Origin of the sequence: Streptococcus sp. 27098_8_82, from assembly GCF_041431615.1 — a bacterium.
GTDB classification, from domain to species: domain Bacteria; phylum Bacillota; class Bacilli; order Lactobacillales; family Streptococcaceae; genus Streptococcus; species Streptococcus sanguinis_K.
Map to the genome: position 1 here is coordinate 180,348 of NZ_JAPVYB010000002.1, position 15,025 is coordinate 195,372.

Here is a 15,025-nt window from a genome sequence, read left to right on the forward strand (position 1 = left end):
TTAACCTTTTAATTCTTCAAATGCAGCGAGAAACTCATCGCCACGGACTTCAAAATTACTATACATATCCCAGCTGGCATTGGCAGGACTAAGCAAGACAATGTCTCCTGGCTCCGCTTGCGCAAAGGCCTTATGAGCTGCATCCCAGACATCAGTCGCATCTAGATAAGAAACACCAGCCTGATCAGCTGCCCTCTTTACACGCGGAGCTGATTGTCCTAAGATCACCATTTTCTTGAGTCCTTTGAGGTCAGGCACTAACTCGTCAAATTCATTGCCACGGTCCAAGCCACCCACAATCAGAATCACCTTGCTATTGTCAAAACCAGATAAGGCTTTCTGTGTTGCCAAGATATTGGTTGACTTACTGTCATTGTAAAAGGCAACCTCATTTACCTGCCCCACATACTGGAGCCGGTGCTTAACACCCCCAAAAGCTGACAAGACTTCTTTGAGCGTCTGATTGTCAATGCCACGCAGTTTGGCTACTGCAATCGTAGCCAGAGCGTTTTCGACATTGTGGCTGCCAGGAACGCCGATTTCAGCCGCCTGCATAATCGCTTCTCCACGGAAGGCCAAGACATCACCCTCTAAATAGGCACCATCCACCTTTTCAGTTGTTGAAAAAGGGACAACAGTAGCCTGAGTTTGACTAGCCATTTCCTTTGCCCAATCTTGATTGAAATTCAAAACCAGATAATTATCAGCTGTCATGTTTTTCTGGATATTCCACTTGGCAGCTGCATAGTCCTCAACAGAACCGTGATAATCCAAATGAGTCGGCATGAGGTTAGTAATAACAGCTATTTGCGGATGAAAAGCCTCAATCCCCATCAATTGGAAGGAAGACAATTCCATGACCAGCGTATCTTTGCCGCTGGCTGTTTGGGCTACTTGACTAGCAGGAAAGCCGATATTACCAGACAAGAGACCATTTTGACCGCCAGCCGTCAAGACTTGCGCAATCATGGTTGTGGTCGTCGTCTTACCATTTGAACCCGTAATACCAATAATCGGTGCTTCTGAAATTAGATAAGCCAACTCTACTTCAGTGATAACAGGAATCTTCTTTTCAAGAGCTCGAACGACCATGGCATTGTCATAAGGAATACCCGGATTTTTCACCATCAATTCAAAGTCTTCGTCCAATAACTCCAAAGGATGGCCTCCTGTCACCACTTTTATACCTTCTTCTAGCAAGGATTGGGCAGCAGGATTTTCCTCGAAAGGTTTACCGTCGTTAACTGTCACGATAGCTCCTAATTTATCTAAAAGGCGAGCAGCTGACTCACCCGACTTGGCCAATCCTAGGACCAAGACCTTCTTATTGGCAAAATTTGCTATATTTTTCATAAGCAACCTCTTCCATTCATACTTCATTCTATTTTACCTTTTTTTGTGAAAATAAAAAAGACATAGGAGTCTTTTATTTTCGACTGTAAGCAAGTTTTGAAAAAAATGATATGTTTTCATCTATTTGAAATATTTTGTAACATAAACCTATTGTTTTTGTAAAGAAAAAGAGCAAAAACTCAAAAAGTCTGTCCGACTTTCTAAGCCTTTGCTCATTTATTATTCTTCATCAAAATTCTTTTTTGGTTTCTTTGGCGGCTTTAGACGGTTAATGTCCCGCAAAGCCAAGACAGTCACTACGGATAGGCCGAAACCTACAAAATATTCAGCCGGCAACTGGAAAATTTTAAAAATGCCTAAGCCAAATAAGATAATCAAAGCTACAATCAGTAGCACCATGGTCACTGCATTAACAGTCCCTTTAATACTGGATGGAACAGCAAAAATGTAGAAAAAGAGGATTAAAATCCCAATGATAAGATAAACCATTTTGCTGCTCCTTTCCTTTTTGCTTATTCAGCTGCAGCTGATTTTTTCTTTTTATTGGCTTTTTCGCGTTCTTGTTTGTTCAAAATTTGCTTGCGCAGACGAATAGATTCTGGTGTTACTTCCATGTACTCATCGTCGTTCAAGAATTCCAAAGATTCTTCCAAGGTTAAGATACGAGGTGTCTTGATTACTGCTGTCTGATCCTTGGTGGCAGAACGAACGTTGGTCATCTGCTTAGCTTTGGTGATATTAACAGTCAAGTCATTTTCACGAGAGTTTTCACCGATGATCATTCCTTCGTAAACCTCAGTACCTGGGTTAACAAAAATAGTTCCGCGCTCTTCGATAGACATGATAGAGTAGGTCGTTGCCTTACCAGCATCGATGGAAACAAGCGCACCACGGTGACGTCCACCAATTTCACCTGGAATCAATGGCAAGTATTGGTCGAAGGTATGGTTCATGATACCGTAACCACGAGTCATGGATAAGAACTCAGTTGAGTAACCAATCAAGCCACGTGCAGGGACGAGGAAGACCAAACGAGTTTGACCATTACCAGTTGAAATCATATCCAACATTTCGCCCTTACGTTCAGAAAGGCTTTGGATAACAGATCCTTGGTATTCTTCTGGAGTATCAATTTGGACACGCTCAAATGGCTCACATTTGACACCGTCAATCTCTTTCACGATAACTTCTGGACGAGATACTTGCAGCTCATATCCTTCACGGCGCATGGTTTCGATTAGGATTGACAAGTGCAATTCTCCACGACCTGAAACTGTCCACTTGTCTGGTGAATCTGTTGGGTCAACACGAAGGGATACGTCTGTCTGCAATTCTGCTTGCAAGCGTTCTTCAACCTTACGAGAAGTTACCCATTTTCCTTCACGACCAGCAAATGGTGAGTTATTCACCAAGAAGGTCATTTGAAGTGTTGGTTCATCAATGTGAAGGATTGGAAGAGGTTCAACGGCATCTGTCGGTGTAATGGTTTCACCAACAAAGATATCTTCCATACCGGATACGGCAATCAAGTCACCTGCTTTGGCTTCTTGGATCTCACGACGTTCCAAACCAAAGAAACCAAAGAGTTTTGTAACACGGAAGTTTTTCGTTGTTCCGTCTAGTTTAGAAAGGGTAACTTGGTCCCCAACCTTAACAGTCCCTCGGAAGACACGTCCAATACCGATACGACCAACGAAGTCATTGTAGTCCAAGAGTGAGACTTGAAACTGCAAAGGTTCATCAGAGTTGTCCACTGGAGCTGGGATATGGTCTATGATGGTATCAAAGATTGGTGCCATTGTTTTTTCTTGATCAGCAGGATCGTCAGAAAGTGAAGAAGTTCCGTTGATAGCTGAAGCATAAACAACTGGGAAATCAAGCTGGTCATCGTCTGCACCAAGCTCAATGAAGAGTTCCAATACTTCGTCTACTACTTCTGCTGGACGAGCTGATGGTTTGTCGATTTTGTTGACAACAACAATTGGGACAAGATCCTGTTCAAGGGCCTTTTTCAATACGAAACGAGTTTGTGGCATGGTTCCTTCGTAGGCATCTACCACCAAAACAACACCGTCAACCATTTTCATGATACGCTCAACTTCTCCACCGAAGTCCGCGTGTCCTGGTGTATCCATAATGTTGATACGAGTTCCGTTGTAAGCAACGGCTGTATTTTTAGCAAGGATTGTAATACCGCGCTCTTTTTCGATATCGTTTGAGTCCATAGCACGCTCTGCCAACTCTGTACGAGCATCAAGAGTTTCAGATTGCTTCAATAATTCGTCAACGAGGGTTGTTTTCCCATGGTCAACGTGGGCGATAATCGCAATGTTACGGATATCTTCTCTTAATTTTGTCATGATTTCCTCTGAATTTTTAAATTTTATTTCTAACTGAACAATTATACCACAGACGCAGGCAAAAAACACGGCTTTGATAAGTGTAAATGTTTTCATTAAAAAATATGGGAGCTGCATGAGGATTTGCATTTCCCATCCTGAAAATTTATGATATGATTTAGAAAAAAACAAGGAAAACAGATGCGCCTCGACCAACTGCTGGCTGCCAATCATATCAGCCGAAAAAAGATGAAACAAAGCCTTTTGCAAAAACAGATTTTAGTGGATGATAAGCCCGCCTACAAACTCAGCCAAAATGTTGATACCGGCCTGCAGCAGATTACTTTTCAAGGCAAACATGTCAGCGGCACTGCCCACCGTTACTACATGCTGAATAAACCCGCTGGCGCAGTCACAGCCAATCGTGACGCTGAAAAATTGACTGTCCTAGATTTGCTGGATAAGGAGATAGAGAAAGAAAATCTTTACTCTATCGGACGGCTGGATAGAGATACCGAAGGGCTTCTTCTGATTACCGATAATGGTCCTCTGGGATTTCAGCTGCTGCACCCTCAATACCACGTTGAAAAAACTTACTATGTAGAAGTCAATGGACCTTTAACCTCTCAGGATAAAATTACCTTTCAAGAAGGCATTCGCTTTTTAGACGACACCGTCTGTCAGCCTGCCCAGCTTTATATCCTCTCTACCACCTCCAGTCTGAGCCGTGCTAGCGTCAGGATTTCTGAGGGGAAATTCCACCAGATTAAAAAGATGTTTCTGGCAGTTGGTGTCAAGGTCACCTATCTCAAGCGAATTCAATTCGGAGATTTTACATTAGACCCAGACCTAGCAAAAGGCGATTACCGTGCTTTGAACCAAGAAGAATTAGAGATCATTAAAGAGTATTTAGAGAAAAGTCGGTAAAACAAAAAAGCTTTAAAAATAAAGCTTTTTTGTTAGTAGCCTGCTCCGTTCATAAGTACCATGACATTTAGAATCCAAACAATTACGGAAATTACAATCCCTACGATACCCAGAATTTTTTCTGTTTTATAGACTAATTTAGACTCTTTTTGATGTGAATTAGCCAACACCAAACCGATAATACCCAAAATAAGACCTACCAATGGAATGAAAAAACCAAAGATGATAGATAGGATACCTAAAACAAGTGAAGATTTTTTCTTTTCTTGCATGTTCTAAAAACTCCTTAAAATTAATATTAATTTATTATAACATAAGAAACTGGCTTTGTATATATAATGCGACAAATTTTTGATTTATGTTAACTTGCCTTCACCTTACCGTTCCAAGAATCCAACCCATAAGAAAGAATATAGATTTCTTTAAATCCTTGTTTTTTCAGATACAGAGCCGCATTGGTTACGCGCTGACCACGACTATTTTCATAGAGGAGAACAGCCTTGTCCTTGCGAAGTGCACCGACACTATCCTTGAGCTGCTGAGATGGAATATTGCGAGCGCCTAAGATATGCTTCCGGTGAAAATCTGATGGATCCCGCAGATCAACCAACTGACCTTGGCGAATCAAATCTTCAAATTCCCCGTTATCCACGATTTTTGCTGCCTGACGAAGTCGCAAATAATTAAAGCCCATCCAGCCAATTATTCCTAAAAGTACCGCCCACAAAATCCAAATTGTCATCTCAAGTCTCCTTTTTCTTTTCTAAATATTCTAACTCTAAGCGATGTTCTCGTCGCAAGACTGCCTCCGCCTCAAAATAAGCTAGCTTATCCATTAGACCGGCATCGTAAATCCTCTTCAGCTCAATTTTCATCATCTCAATATCGTAAAGGCGCTTGCCCATATAGATAATGATTCCGAAACTTTTAAGAAATTGCTGAACATCATACAGGGTTTTCATGAGCTATATTTTATCAGATTTTCCAGCGCTTTTCAAGATGAAAAAACAGAAAGGAAAGCCTGTTTCCTTTCTGTTTGGCATGGATAATTTTTTTATAAACCTGGTGCTTGACCAATTTCAGCTGTCAGCATCCAGATAGTCTTTTCAAGGTCAGCCTTGGCACCGACAAAGATATCATTGGTTACATCGTCCCCTTCTTGGTCTGTTACATCCAAAGCTTCTTGGTAAAGACCTGTCAGATAGCGGAAAATCTCAATCACACGCGCCAGACTTTCTTCTACATTCTTGCTGAATTCACCAGCTTTTTCTTCAATCTTGCTGTGTTGGATAAATTCTGTCAATGTAGAATAAGGCTTGCCTCCCAGTGTAATCAAGCGCTCGCTGACTTCATCCAAAGTTGTATCCAAAGTTTCCATGTATTCATCCATTTTTGGATGCCAAACCATGAAGCCTGCGCCACGCATATACCAGTGAACTTGGTGAAGAGCGATATGAGCTGTATAAAGATCTGCCACAACTTGATTAAGAATAGCCTTAGTCTTTGGCAAAGCCTTTTGATTGCTGAAAGTTGCTACGTCAGTTGCTGCACCATTTTTTACTTGTGTCATTGTATCTACCTCGTTTTTATTTATAATGATTCTAATCTTTTTAGATTATGGTTTAATTATAATGCTTCTAAATAAGAAAGTCAAGACAAAAGATTCAAAAAAAGACTTTATTAGAAAAGTTGCAAAATTTCAGAATTTTTCTGTTTAAATTTACGAATAAATAAGTATGATTCATCTATACTTATTTATTATTGGCACTGTCTTTGCCTCATTCCTAGGCTTGGTCATAGACCGCTTTCCAGAGCAGTCTATCATCACCCCAGCTAGTCATTGCAATGCCTGCGGGAAAAGGTTGGCACCGCGTGATTTGATTCCTATTTTTTCCCAAGTCATGAACCGGCTTCGTTGCCGCTTCTGCGGAGACAAGATTCCCTTACGCTATTTATTTTTTGAATCTATCTTGGGCGGTCTTTTTCTGGCATCCTCACTTGGCACGATTTCCATCAGTCAACTCCTACTACTCACCATGGGCTTGACCCTAGCCATCTACGATCAAAGAGAGCAGCAATATCCCCTGATGGTCTGGTTGGTTTTTCATCTCTTGCTGATAGTGACAGCGAGCATCAACCTTCTCATGCTCTTCTTTTTAGCCCTAGGACTTCTGGCCTTCTTTTGTAATCTTCGTATTGGAGCTGGCGACTTTCTATTCCTTGCTTCCTGCTCAGCCATTTTCAGTCTGACGGAAATTCTCATTCTTATCCAAATCGCTAGCTTCGCTGGTCTCGCCTGTTTTTGCTTTAAAAAGAAAAAAGACAGGCTGGCATTTGTACCCTGTCTTTTGTTTGGTGTGGTGGTGATTATTTCTTATAAATCCCTACTCTTTTACTGAACTGGAACCCAAAGCTCAACTTCTGCATCCATAGGATTCCCGTTTAAAAGTATTTCTAAGATAATTCCATCTTGGTAAAGGGAACTGCTTTCTTCCTCAAAAAAGTTATCCTCCAATTGGTCAAACAGGAGTCTTGATTTATCCCCACTGGCTGAACTTACTAAATAATCTTTCTCTGGGACGAGAATGCTTTCGTAGTCTGCCACAGCATTCTTTGCCGCAACTCCTGCGTAGTATTGAATACCATCTTTACGAGGAACAATCAAAGCATAGCCTTTTTTGTCTAGAGAATGGGGCATCAATTTCCCCAGCATTCCTTCTTTAAATAACTGAGCGTAGAACGCTGTCTTCTCTTTAGAATAGTGCTGTTCATGAACCGTAGTTCCTTCTATCAAAATACTCCTGCCAATCAGGGTAAACGATGGTTTGGTTTGATGTTTCATTATATGAACTCCTTTCTTTATGGTATAATCATAACAAAAGTAATATGACATCTATCTGTCATATTTAAGGAGAAAATCATGAAAATTGACCGTCAAATGGGAATCATTTCTCATTTAGTAAATCAACGAAAAACAACAGCTAAAGAACTATCAGAACTTTTTAAAGTCAGCACCCGAACTATTATGAGAGATATTGATGATTTATCTCTTGCAGGCATTCCTCTCTATGTAATGAAAGGAAAAAACGGAGGCATTTTTCTTATGGAAGACTTCCAAACTGATAAACCTCCCCTGACCCAATCTGAACGACTTTCAATCGAATCCGGTTTAAAAAGTCGCTATCAAGTTTTGGAAGACACCTCTACTTTCAATGCTATATTGAAATTAAATGCTACCAATACATACTCTGATTTCGAAATTGATTTGTCTCTATCTCAAGGGAACTTGGAAATACGAACTTTGATTTTTAAGTTATTGGAAGCGATCAGAGGTAGAGTAAAAATAAAATTTTCCTATATTAATTCACAAGGACTGGTGAGTCAAAAAAATTGTGAGCCTTACCGTATTGTCTATAAGGACCGGAGTTGGTATATGGATGCCTACGATACTGATAAAGCGCGTTTTTCTGTTTTTAAAGTTGCTAGAATTAGTGAACTTACTCTCTCCGATACTTTTTCAAAAAGACATTTTACACCACTTCCCTATGATGGTGGTACATGGATGAATGAAAACAAAGTACCTGTCATCCTGCATGTCCAGAAAATTGTCCTTGATCGATTTGTGGAACTCTTAGGCTATAATGCCATAAAACCTATTAATAGCGATATTTACGAGATTACTTATCCTTTAAACGACAATGATTGGGGATACAATACCTTGCTTGCTTTTGGAAAATACATCACTGTTATATCTCCTAAGCATTTCTTGAAACATTTCACCAGCTATATAGATACCATTCATAAGCAATATCCAAACTAATATTCAATCACCATCAAAAATCAAACATTTTTTAAAAATGAATTATACGAAAGTTACTTTTTTATGGTGATGAAATTCAAGAACATGGGTCAGGCTCTAGTTCTTATCCAAATCGCTAGTTTCTCTGGCCTCGCCTGCTTCTGCTTTAAAAAGAAAAAAGACAGGCTAGCATTTGTACCTTGTCTTTTGTTTGGTGTGGTGGTGATTATTTCTTATAAGCTGCTGCTTCTTGGATAAAGGCCGCTATACTGGCGTCCTTTTCATGAAGAGCTTTGACAATCTTAGATCCGACAATGACTCCGTCTGAGACTTGATTGAAGCGATCAACATCCTCTAAAGTTGAAACGCCAAAACCTGTCAGCACTGGAATCTCAGCAATATCATGGAGCTTGCTCAAATGCTGGTCCAAATCATTGCGGTAGCTTCCGCTCTTACCCGTTACACCGTTGATGGCTACAGCGTAGATAAAACCTTCTGCCTCCTTAATTAGCTCCTGCTGACGTTCTAGTCCAGTCGTAAGGCTCACTAAAGGAACTAGAGCGATATCTGAATCTTCCAGCAGAGGCAGGATAAAGTCCCTATGCTCGTAGGGCAGATCCGGAATAATCAATCCCTTAACCGGCGTCCTAGCCAAATCCTTGATAAAATCTTTGAGACCGTACTGGAAGATAGGATTGAAGTAGGTCATGATGATGAGAGGCAGCTGAGTGTCCAACTTCTGCAAGCTTGCGATTAAAGACTTGGCCGAAGTATGGTGACCCAGACTTCTCAGACCGGCTTCTTCAATAACCGGCCCATCTGCAACAGGGTCTGAAAATGGCAGGCCGATTTCAATGGCTGACACACCCAAGTTTTCCAAAAATGCGATAGTTTCTGGTAATCCGGCTAAACCTTTCTCGTGATCACCAGCCATAATATAAGGAAGGAAAATTCCCTTGCCTTCTCTTTTGATGGTTTCTAAATGCTGAGTGAGTGTTTTAGTCATGGGCACCTCCTTTTTGAGCCGTTTCTCTTTCCAAGCGTTCCTTTACCTGAACGACATCCTTGTCACCACGGCCGGATAGGCAGACAATCATTGATTTATCTGGTCCCAACTCCTTAGCCAGCTTAACTGCGTAAGCAATAGCGTGGCTAGACTCTAGAGCAGGGATAATCCCTTCAATACGAGACAAAAGCTGGAAGGCTTCCAAGGCTTCTTCATCCGTGACTGGCACATAAGTGGCGCGCTGGATAGCATTAAAATGAGAATGTTCAGGACCGATGCCCGGATAGTCCAGCCCGGCAGAGATAGAGAAAGCTTCCAGAATCTGTCCTTGCTCATCCTGCAAGACATCCATCAAGGCACCGTGCAAAACACCCGGCCGGCCCTTGGTTAAGGTCGCAGCGTGTTCATCTGTATCCACGCCCCGCCCAGCTGCTTCTGTTCCATACATAGCCACTGTACTATCATCTACAAAGGGATAAAAGAGCCCAATAGCATTGGAACCACCGCCAACGCAGGCGACTAAAGCATCTGGCAGGGCACCTGCATTTTGCTCAGCAAACTGGCGCTTAGCCTCACGACCAATCACACTCTGATAGTCGCGGACAATCTCTGGGAAGGGATGGGGTCCCAAGGCCGACCCCATAATATAGTGAGTATCATCGACCTGAGCCACCCAAGCTCGTAAAGCTGCATTGACCGCATCTTTGAGGACTCGAGAGCCATCGGTCACAGACTCCACCTTGGCTCCAAGAAGTTCCATCCGAAAGACATTGAGGGCTTGGCGCTTGACATCTTCTTCGCCCATGTAAATGGTACAGTCCATGTTGAAAAGGGCTGCAGCTGTGGCTGTGGCTACCCCGTGCTGACCCGCACCAGTCTCCGCAATAATTTTCTTCTTGCCCATTCGCTTGGCTAATAGGACCTGACCTAGGGCATTATTGATTTTATGTGCCCCGGTATGGTTGAGGTCTTCCCGCTTCAGATAAATCTTAGCACCGCCAGCATAGGCTGTCAGATTTTTAGCAAAATAGAGAGGATTTTCTCGCCCTACATACTGCTTTAGCAACTCGTCCAGCTCAGCCTGAAAGGCTGGGTCTTTTTTACTCTCACGGTAGGCTTTGTCTAGCTCCAAAACTGCTGTCATCAGCGTTTCGGGAACAAAGCGCCCACCAAACTCACCGTAAAATCCTTCTTGATTGGGTTGATTATATGCCATCTTTCACTCTTTCTATAAATTCTGTTATCTTTTCTAAGTCCTTCTGGCCGTCAGTCTCAACACCGCTTGAGACATCAACTGCGTAAGGAGCGAAGTGCTGAATAGCTTCTCGAACATTTCCTGCATTCAAACCACCGGCGATAAAGAAGGGCTGATGGATTTGACCTTTATCAAAAGCTTGCCAGTCAAAGGTCTGACCACTACCAGCAAGTGGTGCATCAAAGAGCAGGTAGTCCGCTTGTTGGCTGACTCCTTTTAACGCACCCTTGACCTGATAAGCTCGAATAACCGGCCAGCCAACCTGAGTCAGGAGCTCTTCATCAAAATCGCCATGAATCTGCACCAAATCCAGATTTGCCACTGAAATAGCTCCCTGTAGCTCTGCCAAGCTCGGAGAGACGAAAACTCCTACCTTTCGGACAGCAGGCGGCACCAAGGCAGCTAGCTCCTGAGCTTGCTCCAAACTGACCCTCCGACGGCTCTCAGCAAAGACAAATCCAATATAATCTGCACCAGCCTGGCATGCCGTTTCCACAGCGCTAGCCGTTGATAAGCCGCAAATCTTAACCTTTGTCAATTTTCAGCTCCTTGATTTTTTCTGCCACATTCTCAGCCTGCATCAGGGCTGTTCCAACTAAAATCGCATTGAAATAAGGACCTACCAGCTCAGCATCTTCCTTGCTGAAAATAGCGGACTCAGACACGTAAACCCTGTCATCTTTGAAATGGGCAGATAGCTGAAGACTTGTATTGATATCTGTCTCAAAAGTGACTAGATTGCGGTTATTGACACCGATAATCCGAGCTCCTATTCTATGGGCAATTTCCAGCTCCACCAGATTATGGGTTTCGACCAGAACTTCCAAGCCTAAACCTGTCGCAAAATCATAGAGTTCTTGTAGCCGCTTTTCAGACAAGGCAGCCACAATCAGAAGAATAACTGTCGCTCCTGCATTACGAGCGCGAACAATCTGCTTTTCATCAATAATAAAGTCCTTATTGAGGGTCGGAATGGTCACTTGACTGGAAATCTCTCTCAGGTAATCCAGATGTCCTTTGAAGAAAATCTCATCTGTCAGGACCGAAATCATGGCTGCACCGCATCGTTCATAGGTGCGAGCCTGCTCCACAATATCCACACCGAGATTAATATCTCCCAGACTTGGACTGGCTTTTTTGACTTCAGCAATCAGCTGCAGCTCTTGAGGGTGGTTTTTGAGATACTCATAGAGGGAATAGGTCGAGCGCAGGGGCTGCAGTTCTTCATAGGACATAGCTGCGACTTCCTGCTCTTTTTGCTTTAGAATGGTTGGGAGAAATGCTTTGCTCATTTCTGATACTCCTGTAGTTGCTTGAGTTTTTCATAGGCTACGCCACTAGCGATCACTTGGCGGGCCAAAGCTATTCCTTCTTCTATGCTGTCTGATTTCCCATTAGCATAGAAGCCCAATCCCGCATTCAGCACTGTCGTTTCTAGATAGGGGCTGGCTTGATTTTGCAGGACAGATAGCAGAATTTCTGCATTTTCCTTGGCATTGCCTCCACGAATCACTTCAAGAGATATTTCTTCCATGCCAATATCTGATGGCAGAAAGCTGTGCAGGCTGATTTGCCCATCTGCCAGCAGAGCGTACTGGGTTCGGCCATGAAGACCTGCCTCGTCTAGACCATCTGGCCCCGACACGACTACTGCACGCTTGCGGCCCATATTTTTCAAAACTTCTGCTGTGCTCTCTAGCATATCTGGCCGGCTGGTCCCCAAAAGCTGAGTTTCTAGACTCATGGGATGGATGAGCGGACCAGTTAGATTCATGATAGTGGGAATGCCTAAGCTAAGACGTGCTGGCATGATGTATTTCATAGCGGGATGCATATTCTTTGCAAAGAGAAAGACGATACCTGTCTGCTCAAAAACCTTGCCCAAGCTAGCAGCATCCAAGTCTAGATTGATACCCAGAGCTTCTAAGACATCAGCTGAGCCTGACTTAGAAGAAATGGAGCGATTGCCGTGCTTAGCCATCTTAATCCCGCCACCTGCCAGTACAAAAGCTGCCGTAGTCGAAATATTGAAGCTGAAAGACTTGTCTCCACCGGTACCGCAATTGTCCATGGCAGTGCGAATAGTGGTCGGAATCTGCTTAGCGTGGCCTCGCATTACCTGAGCCAAAGCAGTTCGTTCCTCAATCGTCTCCCCCTTCATCTTAAGCCCCAGCAAGAAAGCTACAATTTGGGACTCTGTCACCCGTCCGGTGACAATACGCTCAATCACATCTGTCATCTCAGCGCTGCTTAAATCCTTAAAATCAGCTAGTTTTGCAATAATTTCTTTCATACATCCTCCTTTACTTTACTAAGTCGATAAAATTCTTGATAGACGACAAGCCGTCCGGTGTGCCAATACTTTCTGGATGATACTGAAAACCATAGATAGGCAGGCTCTTGTGCTGGATAGCCATGATCGAGTTATCATCAGCCGCCCGAGCCGTCACTTCAAAGTTCTCCGGCATCTCTTCAACCAAAATCGAATGATAGCGCATGACCGGCTGTCCATCCTCTATCCCTTGATAGATAGGAGATTTTCCCTCAAAGCGCAGAATACTTTGCTTGCCGTGCATGACTTTGGGAGCCAAACCTAGCTTTCCACCAAATACTTCTGCAATGGCTTGGTGTCCCAAGCAAATCCCCAATATCGGCTTTTTACCAGTAAAATCGCGGATAAGCTCTTCCATCCGTCCTGCATCTGCCGGCCAGCCTGGGCCTGGAGACAGAACCAAAGCATCCGCTTCTTCTGCCGCTTGATAAAGGCCTGCATCATCATTTCGCAAGACTTTAACTTCTGCGAAATTGCCGATATACTGGGCTAGATTGTAAGTAAAAGAATCATAATTATCAATTAATAAAATCATTGCATCTCTCCTATCTTGGTCATTGATTTGGCCTTATTGATGGTTTCTTGGTATTCATTAGTAGGGATTGAATCATAAACAATACCCGCTCCAGCTTGAACGTAAGCTCTGCTATTTTTCAAAACCATAGTGCGTATAGCAATGGCAAAATCCATATCCCCTGTCGCAGACAGATAGCCGATAGCCCCCGCATAAACGCCACGCTTTTCCTGCTCCAGCTCATAAATCCGTTTCATGGCTCGAATCTTAGGCGCGCCCGAGACGGTACCAGCTGGCAGGGTTGACTTGAGCGCATCCATAGCTGTCAGTTGAGGCAGAAGCTGACCACGGACCACACTGGTCAGGTGCATGACATAGCGGAAATACTCTACCTCCATGTACTTAGTGACTTCCACGCTGTTATTCTGAGCAATTTTACCAATATCATTACGCCCCAAATCAACTAACATGCGGTGTTCCGCCACTTCCTTCTCGTCAGCCAGCAACTCCTCTGCCAAGGCTTTATCTTCTCTTTCATCCTTCCCACGCGGTCTGGTTCCAGCAATAGGATTGGTCGTAACCTGACCCTGCTTGACAGAGACTAGACTCTCTGGGCTGGCTCCGATAATCTGATAATCTCCGAAGTCATAAAAGTAGAGATAGTTGGAAGGATTGGTCACACGCAGATTGCGATAGTAATCCAGCGGCCTACCAGAATACTCTGCTGAAAAACGCTGACTGAGCACACATTGGAACATATCTCCCCTCCGAATCAAGCTACGCGCTTCTTCCACCATTTTTTCAAAAGCTGTCTGCTCAATGTGACTCTGGAAATTCAAACTGGACAGTTCCAGTGGTGAAAATTCATCTGCCGCAGGCTGCGCTAGCTCAGCCATGATATGCTCCAGACTAGCAGCCAAATCAGCTTCGCTTCTATTACTGTAGAGCGCCTCCTCAAGGATATAGACCTTGTCTTTTTTATGGTCAAAAACCATGTAACTCTCATAGACGAAAAAGTGCATATCCGGCGTCCCAATCACATCAGCTGGAATCTGGCCAATCTCCTCATAGAGGGAAATCATATCGTAGCCGACAAAACCGATGGCTCCGCCTCCAAAAGGCAGGTCTGAATGATGAGCTTTTTTTACTGCCAACTCATGCAGATAGTCCAATGGATCTGCCTCGATAACTTGCCCATTCTTTGTTAAACGGCCATTTTCATAGCGAACTTCAAAGACTGGGTTATAAGCTAGGATAGAAAAGCGAGCTGTCTCGCTATCTCTTGGAATACTTTCCAAAATCACCTTGTGGTCGCCCTGAATCCGCATATAAGCCAGAATCGGCGATAAAATATCAGCTGGTAAAATCTTTTGCATAATGTTTCTTTCTATTTAAATCAGAAGCGTTTAAGGAGGAGCAAGCTGCAAGCCATAACTGCATTTCACAAGAACAGATAGCACCTGTCCACGGTCATAACTTGCTCCAAAACTACAGAAAAAC

The 15,025-nt window shown here is 43.2% G+C and carries 18 protein-coding genes; 3 read left to right on the plus strand and 15 right to left on the minus strand.

The window, feature by feature from the left end:
- From murD to typA, 3 genes are all read right to left on the minus strand, one after another.
- Entirely contained in the window at window positions 1–1,353 is a 1,353-nt protein-coding gene (gene murD, locus O3627_RS04180) for a UDP-N-acetylmuramoyl-L-alanine--D-glutamate ligase (protein WP_125381883.1), read from the minus strand.
- Between the two features lie 219 nt (window positions 1,354–1,572).
- The gene (locus O3627_RS04185) at window positions 1,573–1,842 is read right to left on the minus strand and encodes a DUF3165 family protein (protein WP_125401369.1); all 270 of its coding nucleotides are present in this window, start codon (window positions 1,840–1,842) and stop codon (window positions 1,573–1,575) included.
- Window positions 1,843–1,865: 23 nt separating this feature from the next.
- Entirely contained in the window at window positions 1,866–3,713 is a 1,848-nt protein-coding gene (gene typA / locus O3627_RS04190; RefSeq protein ID WP_125381887.1) for a translational GTPase TypA, read from the minus strand.
- A 180-nt stretch (window positions 3,714–3,893) separates the two neighbouring features.
- On the opposite strand from typA, the gene O3627_RS04195 reads away from it, so the two are divergent.
- Window positions 3,894–4,619 (plus strand): 16S rRNA pseudouridine(516) synthase, encoded by a 726-nt coding sequence (locus tag O3627_RS04195; protein ID WP_125381889.1) that lies wholly within the window; start codon window positions 3,894–3,896, stop codon window positions 4,617–4,619.
- A gap of 32 nt (window positions 4,620–4,651) precedes the next feature.
- Here the strand turns inward: O3627_RS04195 and O3627_RS04200 are convergent, their stop codons facing one another.
- The 4 genes from O3627_RS04200 to O3627_RS04215 all read right to left on the minus strand — a co-directional run bounded on the left by O3627_RS04200 (window position 4,652) and on the right by O3627_RS04215 (window position 6,189).
- On the minus strand, window positions 4,652–4,891 hold the full coding sequence (locus O3627_RS04200) for a DUF4190 domain-containing protein (protein WP_125381890.1): 240 nt from the start codon (window positions 4,889–4,891) through the stop codon (window positions 4,652–4,654).
- Between the two features lie 89 nt (window positions 4,892–4,980).
- Window positions 4,981–5,361 carry a rhodanese-like domain-containing protein gene (locus O3627_RS04205; RefSeq protein WP_002900929.1) on the minus strand — a complete coding sequence of 127 codons (381 nt, stop codon included), beginning with the start codon at window positions 5,359–5,361 and terminating at the stop codon, window positions 4,981–4,983.
- A gap of 1 nt (window position 5,362) precedes the next feature.
- Window positions 5,363–5,581 (minus strand): YqgQ family protein, encoded by a 219-nt coding sequence (locus tag O3627_RS04210; RefSeq protein ID WP_002898045.1) that lies wholly within the window; start codon window positions 5,579–5,581, stop codon window positions 5,363–5,365.
- Between the two features lie 92 nt (window positions 5,582–5,673).
- Window positions 5,674–6,189, minus strand: a complete 516-nt coding sequence (locus tag O3627_RS04215) for a DNA starvation/stationary phase protection protein (protein ID WP_002911956.1) — start codon at window positions 6,187–6,189, stop codon at window positions 5,674–5,676.
- Between the two features lie 166 nt (window positions 6,190–6,355).
- On the opposite strand from O3627_RS04215, the gene O3627_RS04220 reads away from it, so the two are divergent.
- A complete protein-coding gene (locus tag O3627_RS04220) occupies window positions 6,356–7,018 on the plus strand; it encodes an A24 family peptidase (RefSeq protein ID WP_011836640.1) in 663 nt (220 codons plus the stop codon).
- Here the strand turns inward: O3627_RS04220 and O3627_RS04225 are convergent.
- Window positions 7,012–7,461: an effector binding domain-containing protein gene (locus O3627_RS04225; RefSeq protein WP_125381892.1), complete on the minus strand. Its 450-nt coding sequence runs from the start codon at window positions 7,459–7,461 to the stop codon at window positions 7,012–7,014. The two genes, O3627_RS04220 and O3627_RS04225, sit on opposite strands and share 7 nt — an antisense overlap.
- 78 nt (window positions 7,462–7,539) lie before the next feature.
- On the opposite strand from O3627_RS04225, the gene O3627_RS04230 reads away from it, so the two are divergent.
- Complete coding sequence (locus O3627_RS04230) at window positions 7,540–8,439, plus strand: YafY family protein (RefSeq protein ID WP_002898048.1); 900 nt, start codon at window positions 7,540–7,542, stop codon at window positions 8,437–8,439.
- 205 nt (window positions 8,440–8,644) lie between these two features.
- Here O3627_RS04230 and trpA read toward each other — a convergent pair whose 3' ends face one another.
- The 7 genes from trpA to trpE are packed head-to-tail and all read right to left on the minus strand — an operon-like array spanning window position 8,645 to window position 14,901.
- Entirely contained in the window at window positions 8,645–9,424 is a 780-nt protein-coding gene (trpA, locus tag O3627_RS04235) for a tryptophan synthase subunit alpha (RefSeq protein WP_011836638.1), read from the minus strand.
- Complete coding sequence (gene trpB, locus O3627_RS04240; RefSeq protein ID WP_011836637.1) at window positions 9,417–10,640, minus strand: tryptophan synthase subunit beta; 1,224 nt, start codon at window positions 10,638–10,640, stop codon at window positions 9,417–9,419. The genes trpA and trpB overlap by 8 nt, the downstream gene beginning before the upstream one ends.
- Complete coding sequence (locus tag O3627_RS04245; protein ID WP_125381895.1) at window positions 10,630–11,217, minus strand: phosphoribosylanthranilate isomerase; 588 nt, start codon at window positions 11,215–11,217, stop codon at window positions 10,630–10,632. The genes trpB and O3627_RS04245 overlap by 11 nt, the downstream gene beginning before the upstream one ends.
- Window positions 11,204–11,971 (minus strand): indole-3-glycerol phosphate synthase TrpC, encoded by a 768-nt coding sequence (gene trpC / locus O3627_RS04250; protein WP_049547439.1) that lies wholly within the window; start codon window positions 11,969–11,971, stop codon window positions 11,204–11,206. Before trpC ends, O3627_RS04245 begins: the two co-directional genes overlap by 14 nt.
- Window positions 11,968–12,972, minus strand: coding sequence for an anthranilate phosphoribosyltransferase (gene trpD, locus O3627_RS04255; RefSeq protein ID WP_002911946.1), 1,005 nt, complete (start codon window positions 12,970–12,972; stop codon window positions 11,968–11,970). Before trpD ends, trpC begins: the two co-directional genes overlap by 4 nt.
- Window positions 12,973–12,982: 10 nt before the next feature.
- Entirely contained in the window at window positions 12,983–13,546 is a 564-nt protein-coding gene (locus O3627_RS04260; RefSeq protein ID WP_125350936.1) for an aminodeoxychorismate/anthranilate synthase component II, read from the minus strand.
- Entirely contained in the window at window positions 13,543–14,901 is a 1,359-nt protein-coding gene (gene trpE / locus O3627_RS04265) for an anthranilate synthase component I (protein ID WP_125350937.1), read from the minus strand. Before trpE ends, O3627_RS04260 begins: the two co-directional genes overlap by 4 nt.
- Window positions 14,902–15,025: the final 124 nt, after the last annotated feature.

Bases quoted from the DNA above. Each gene is read 5' to 3' on its own strand.
- typA (WP_125381887.1), bottom strand. From the start codon at position 3,713: ATGACAAAATTAAGAGAAGATATCCGTAACATTGCGATTATCGCCCAC.
- trpA (WP_011836638.1), bottom strand. From the start codon at position 9,424: ATGACTAAAACACTCACTCAGCATTTAGAAACCATCAAAAGAGAAGGC.
- trpE (WP_125350937.1), bottom strand. From the start codon at position 14,901: ATGCAAAAGATTTTACCAGCTGATATTTTATCGCCGATTCTGGCTTAT.
- O3627_RS04210 (WP_002898045.1), bottom strand. From the start codon at position 5,581: ATGAAAACCCTGTATGATGTTCAGCAATTTCTTAAAAGTTTCGGAATC.
- O3627_RS04230 (WP_002898048.1), top strand. From the start codon at position 7,540: ATGAAAATTGACCGTCAAATGGGAATCATTTCTCATTTAGTAAATCAA.
- murD (WP_125381883.1), bottom strand. From the start codon at position 1,353: ATGAAAAATATAGCAAATTTTGCCAATAAGAAGGTCTTGGTCCTAGGA.
- trpD (WP_002911946.1), bottom strand. From the start codon at position 12,972: ATGAAAGAAATTATTGCAAAACTAGCTGATTTTAAGGATTTAAGCAGC.
- trpB (WP_011836637.1), bottom strand. From the start codon at position 10,640: ATGGCATATAATCAACCCAATCAAGAAGGATTTTACGGTGAGTTTGGT.
- O3627_RS04260 (WP_125350936.1), bottom strand. From the start codon at position 13,546: ATGATTTTATTAATTGATAATTATGATTCTTTTACTTACAATCTAGCC.
- O3627_RS04215 (WP_002911956.1), bottom strand. From the start codon at position 6,189: ATGACACAAGTAAAAAATGGTGCAGCAACTGACGTAGCAACTTTCAGC.
- O3627_RS04185 (WP_125401369.1), bottom strand. From the start codon at position 1,842: ATGGTTTATCTTATCATTGGGATTTTAATCCTCTTTTTCTACATTTTT.
- O3627_RS04200 (WP_125381890.1), bottom strand. From the start codon at position 4,891: ATGCAAGAAAAGAAAAAATCTTCACTTGTTTTAGGTATCCTATCTATC.
- trpC (WP_049547439.1), bottom strand. From the start codon at position 11,971: ATGAGCAAAGCATTTCTCCCAACCATTCTAAAGCAAAAAGAGCAGGAA.
- O3627_RS04220 (WP_011836640.1), top strand. From the start codon at position 6,356: ATGATTCATCTATACTTATTTATTATTGGCACTGTCTTTGCCTCATTC.
- O3627_RS04205 (WP_002900929.1), bottom strand. From the start codon at position 5,361: ATGACAATTTGGATTTTGTGGGCGGTACTTTTAGGAATAATTGGCTGG.
- O3627_RS04195 (WP_125381889.1), top strand. From the start codon at position 3,894: ATGCGCCTCGACCAACTGCTGGCTGCCAATCATATCAGCCGAAAAAAG.
- O3627_RS04225 (WP_125381892.1), bottom strand. From the start codon at position 7,461: ATGAAACATCAAACCAAACCATCGTTTACCCTGATTGGCAGGAGTATT.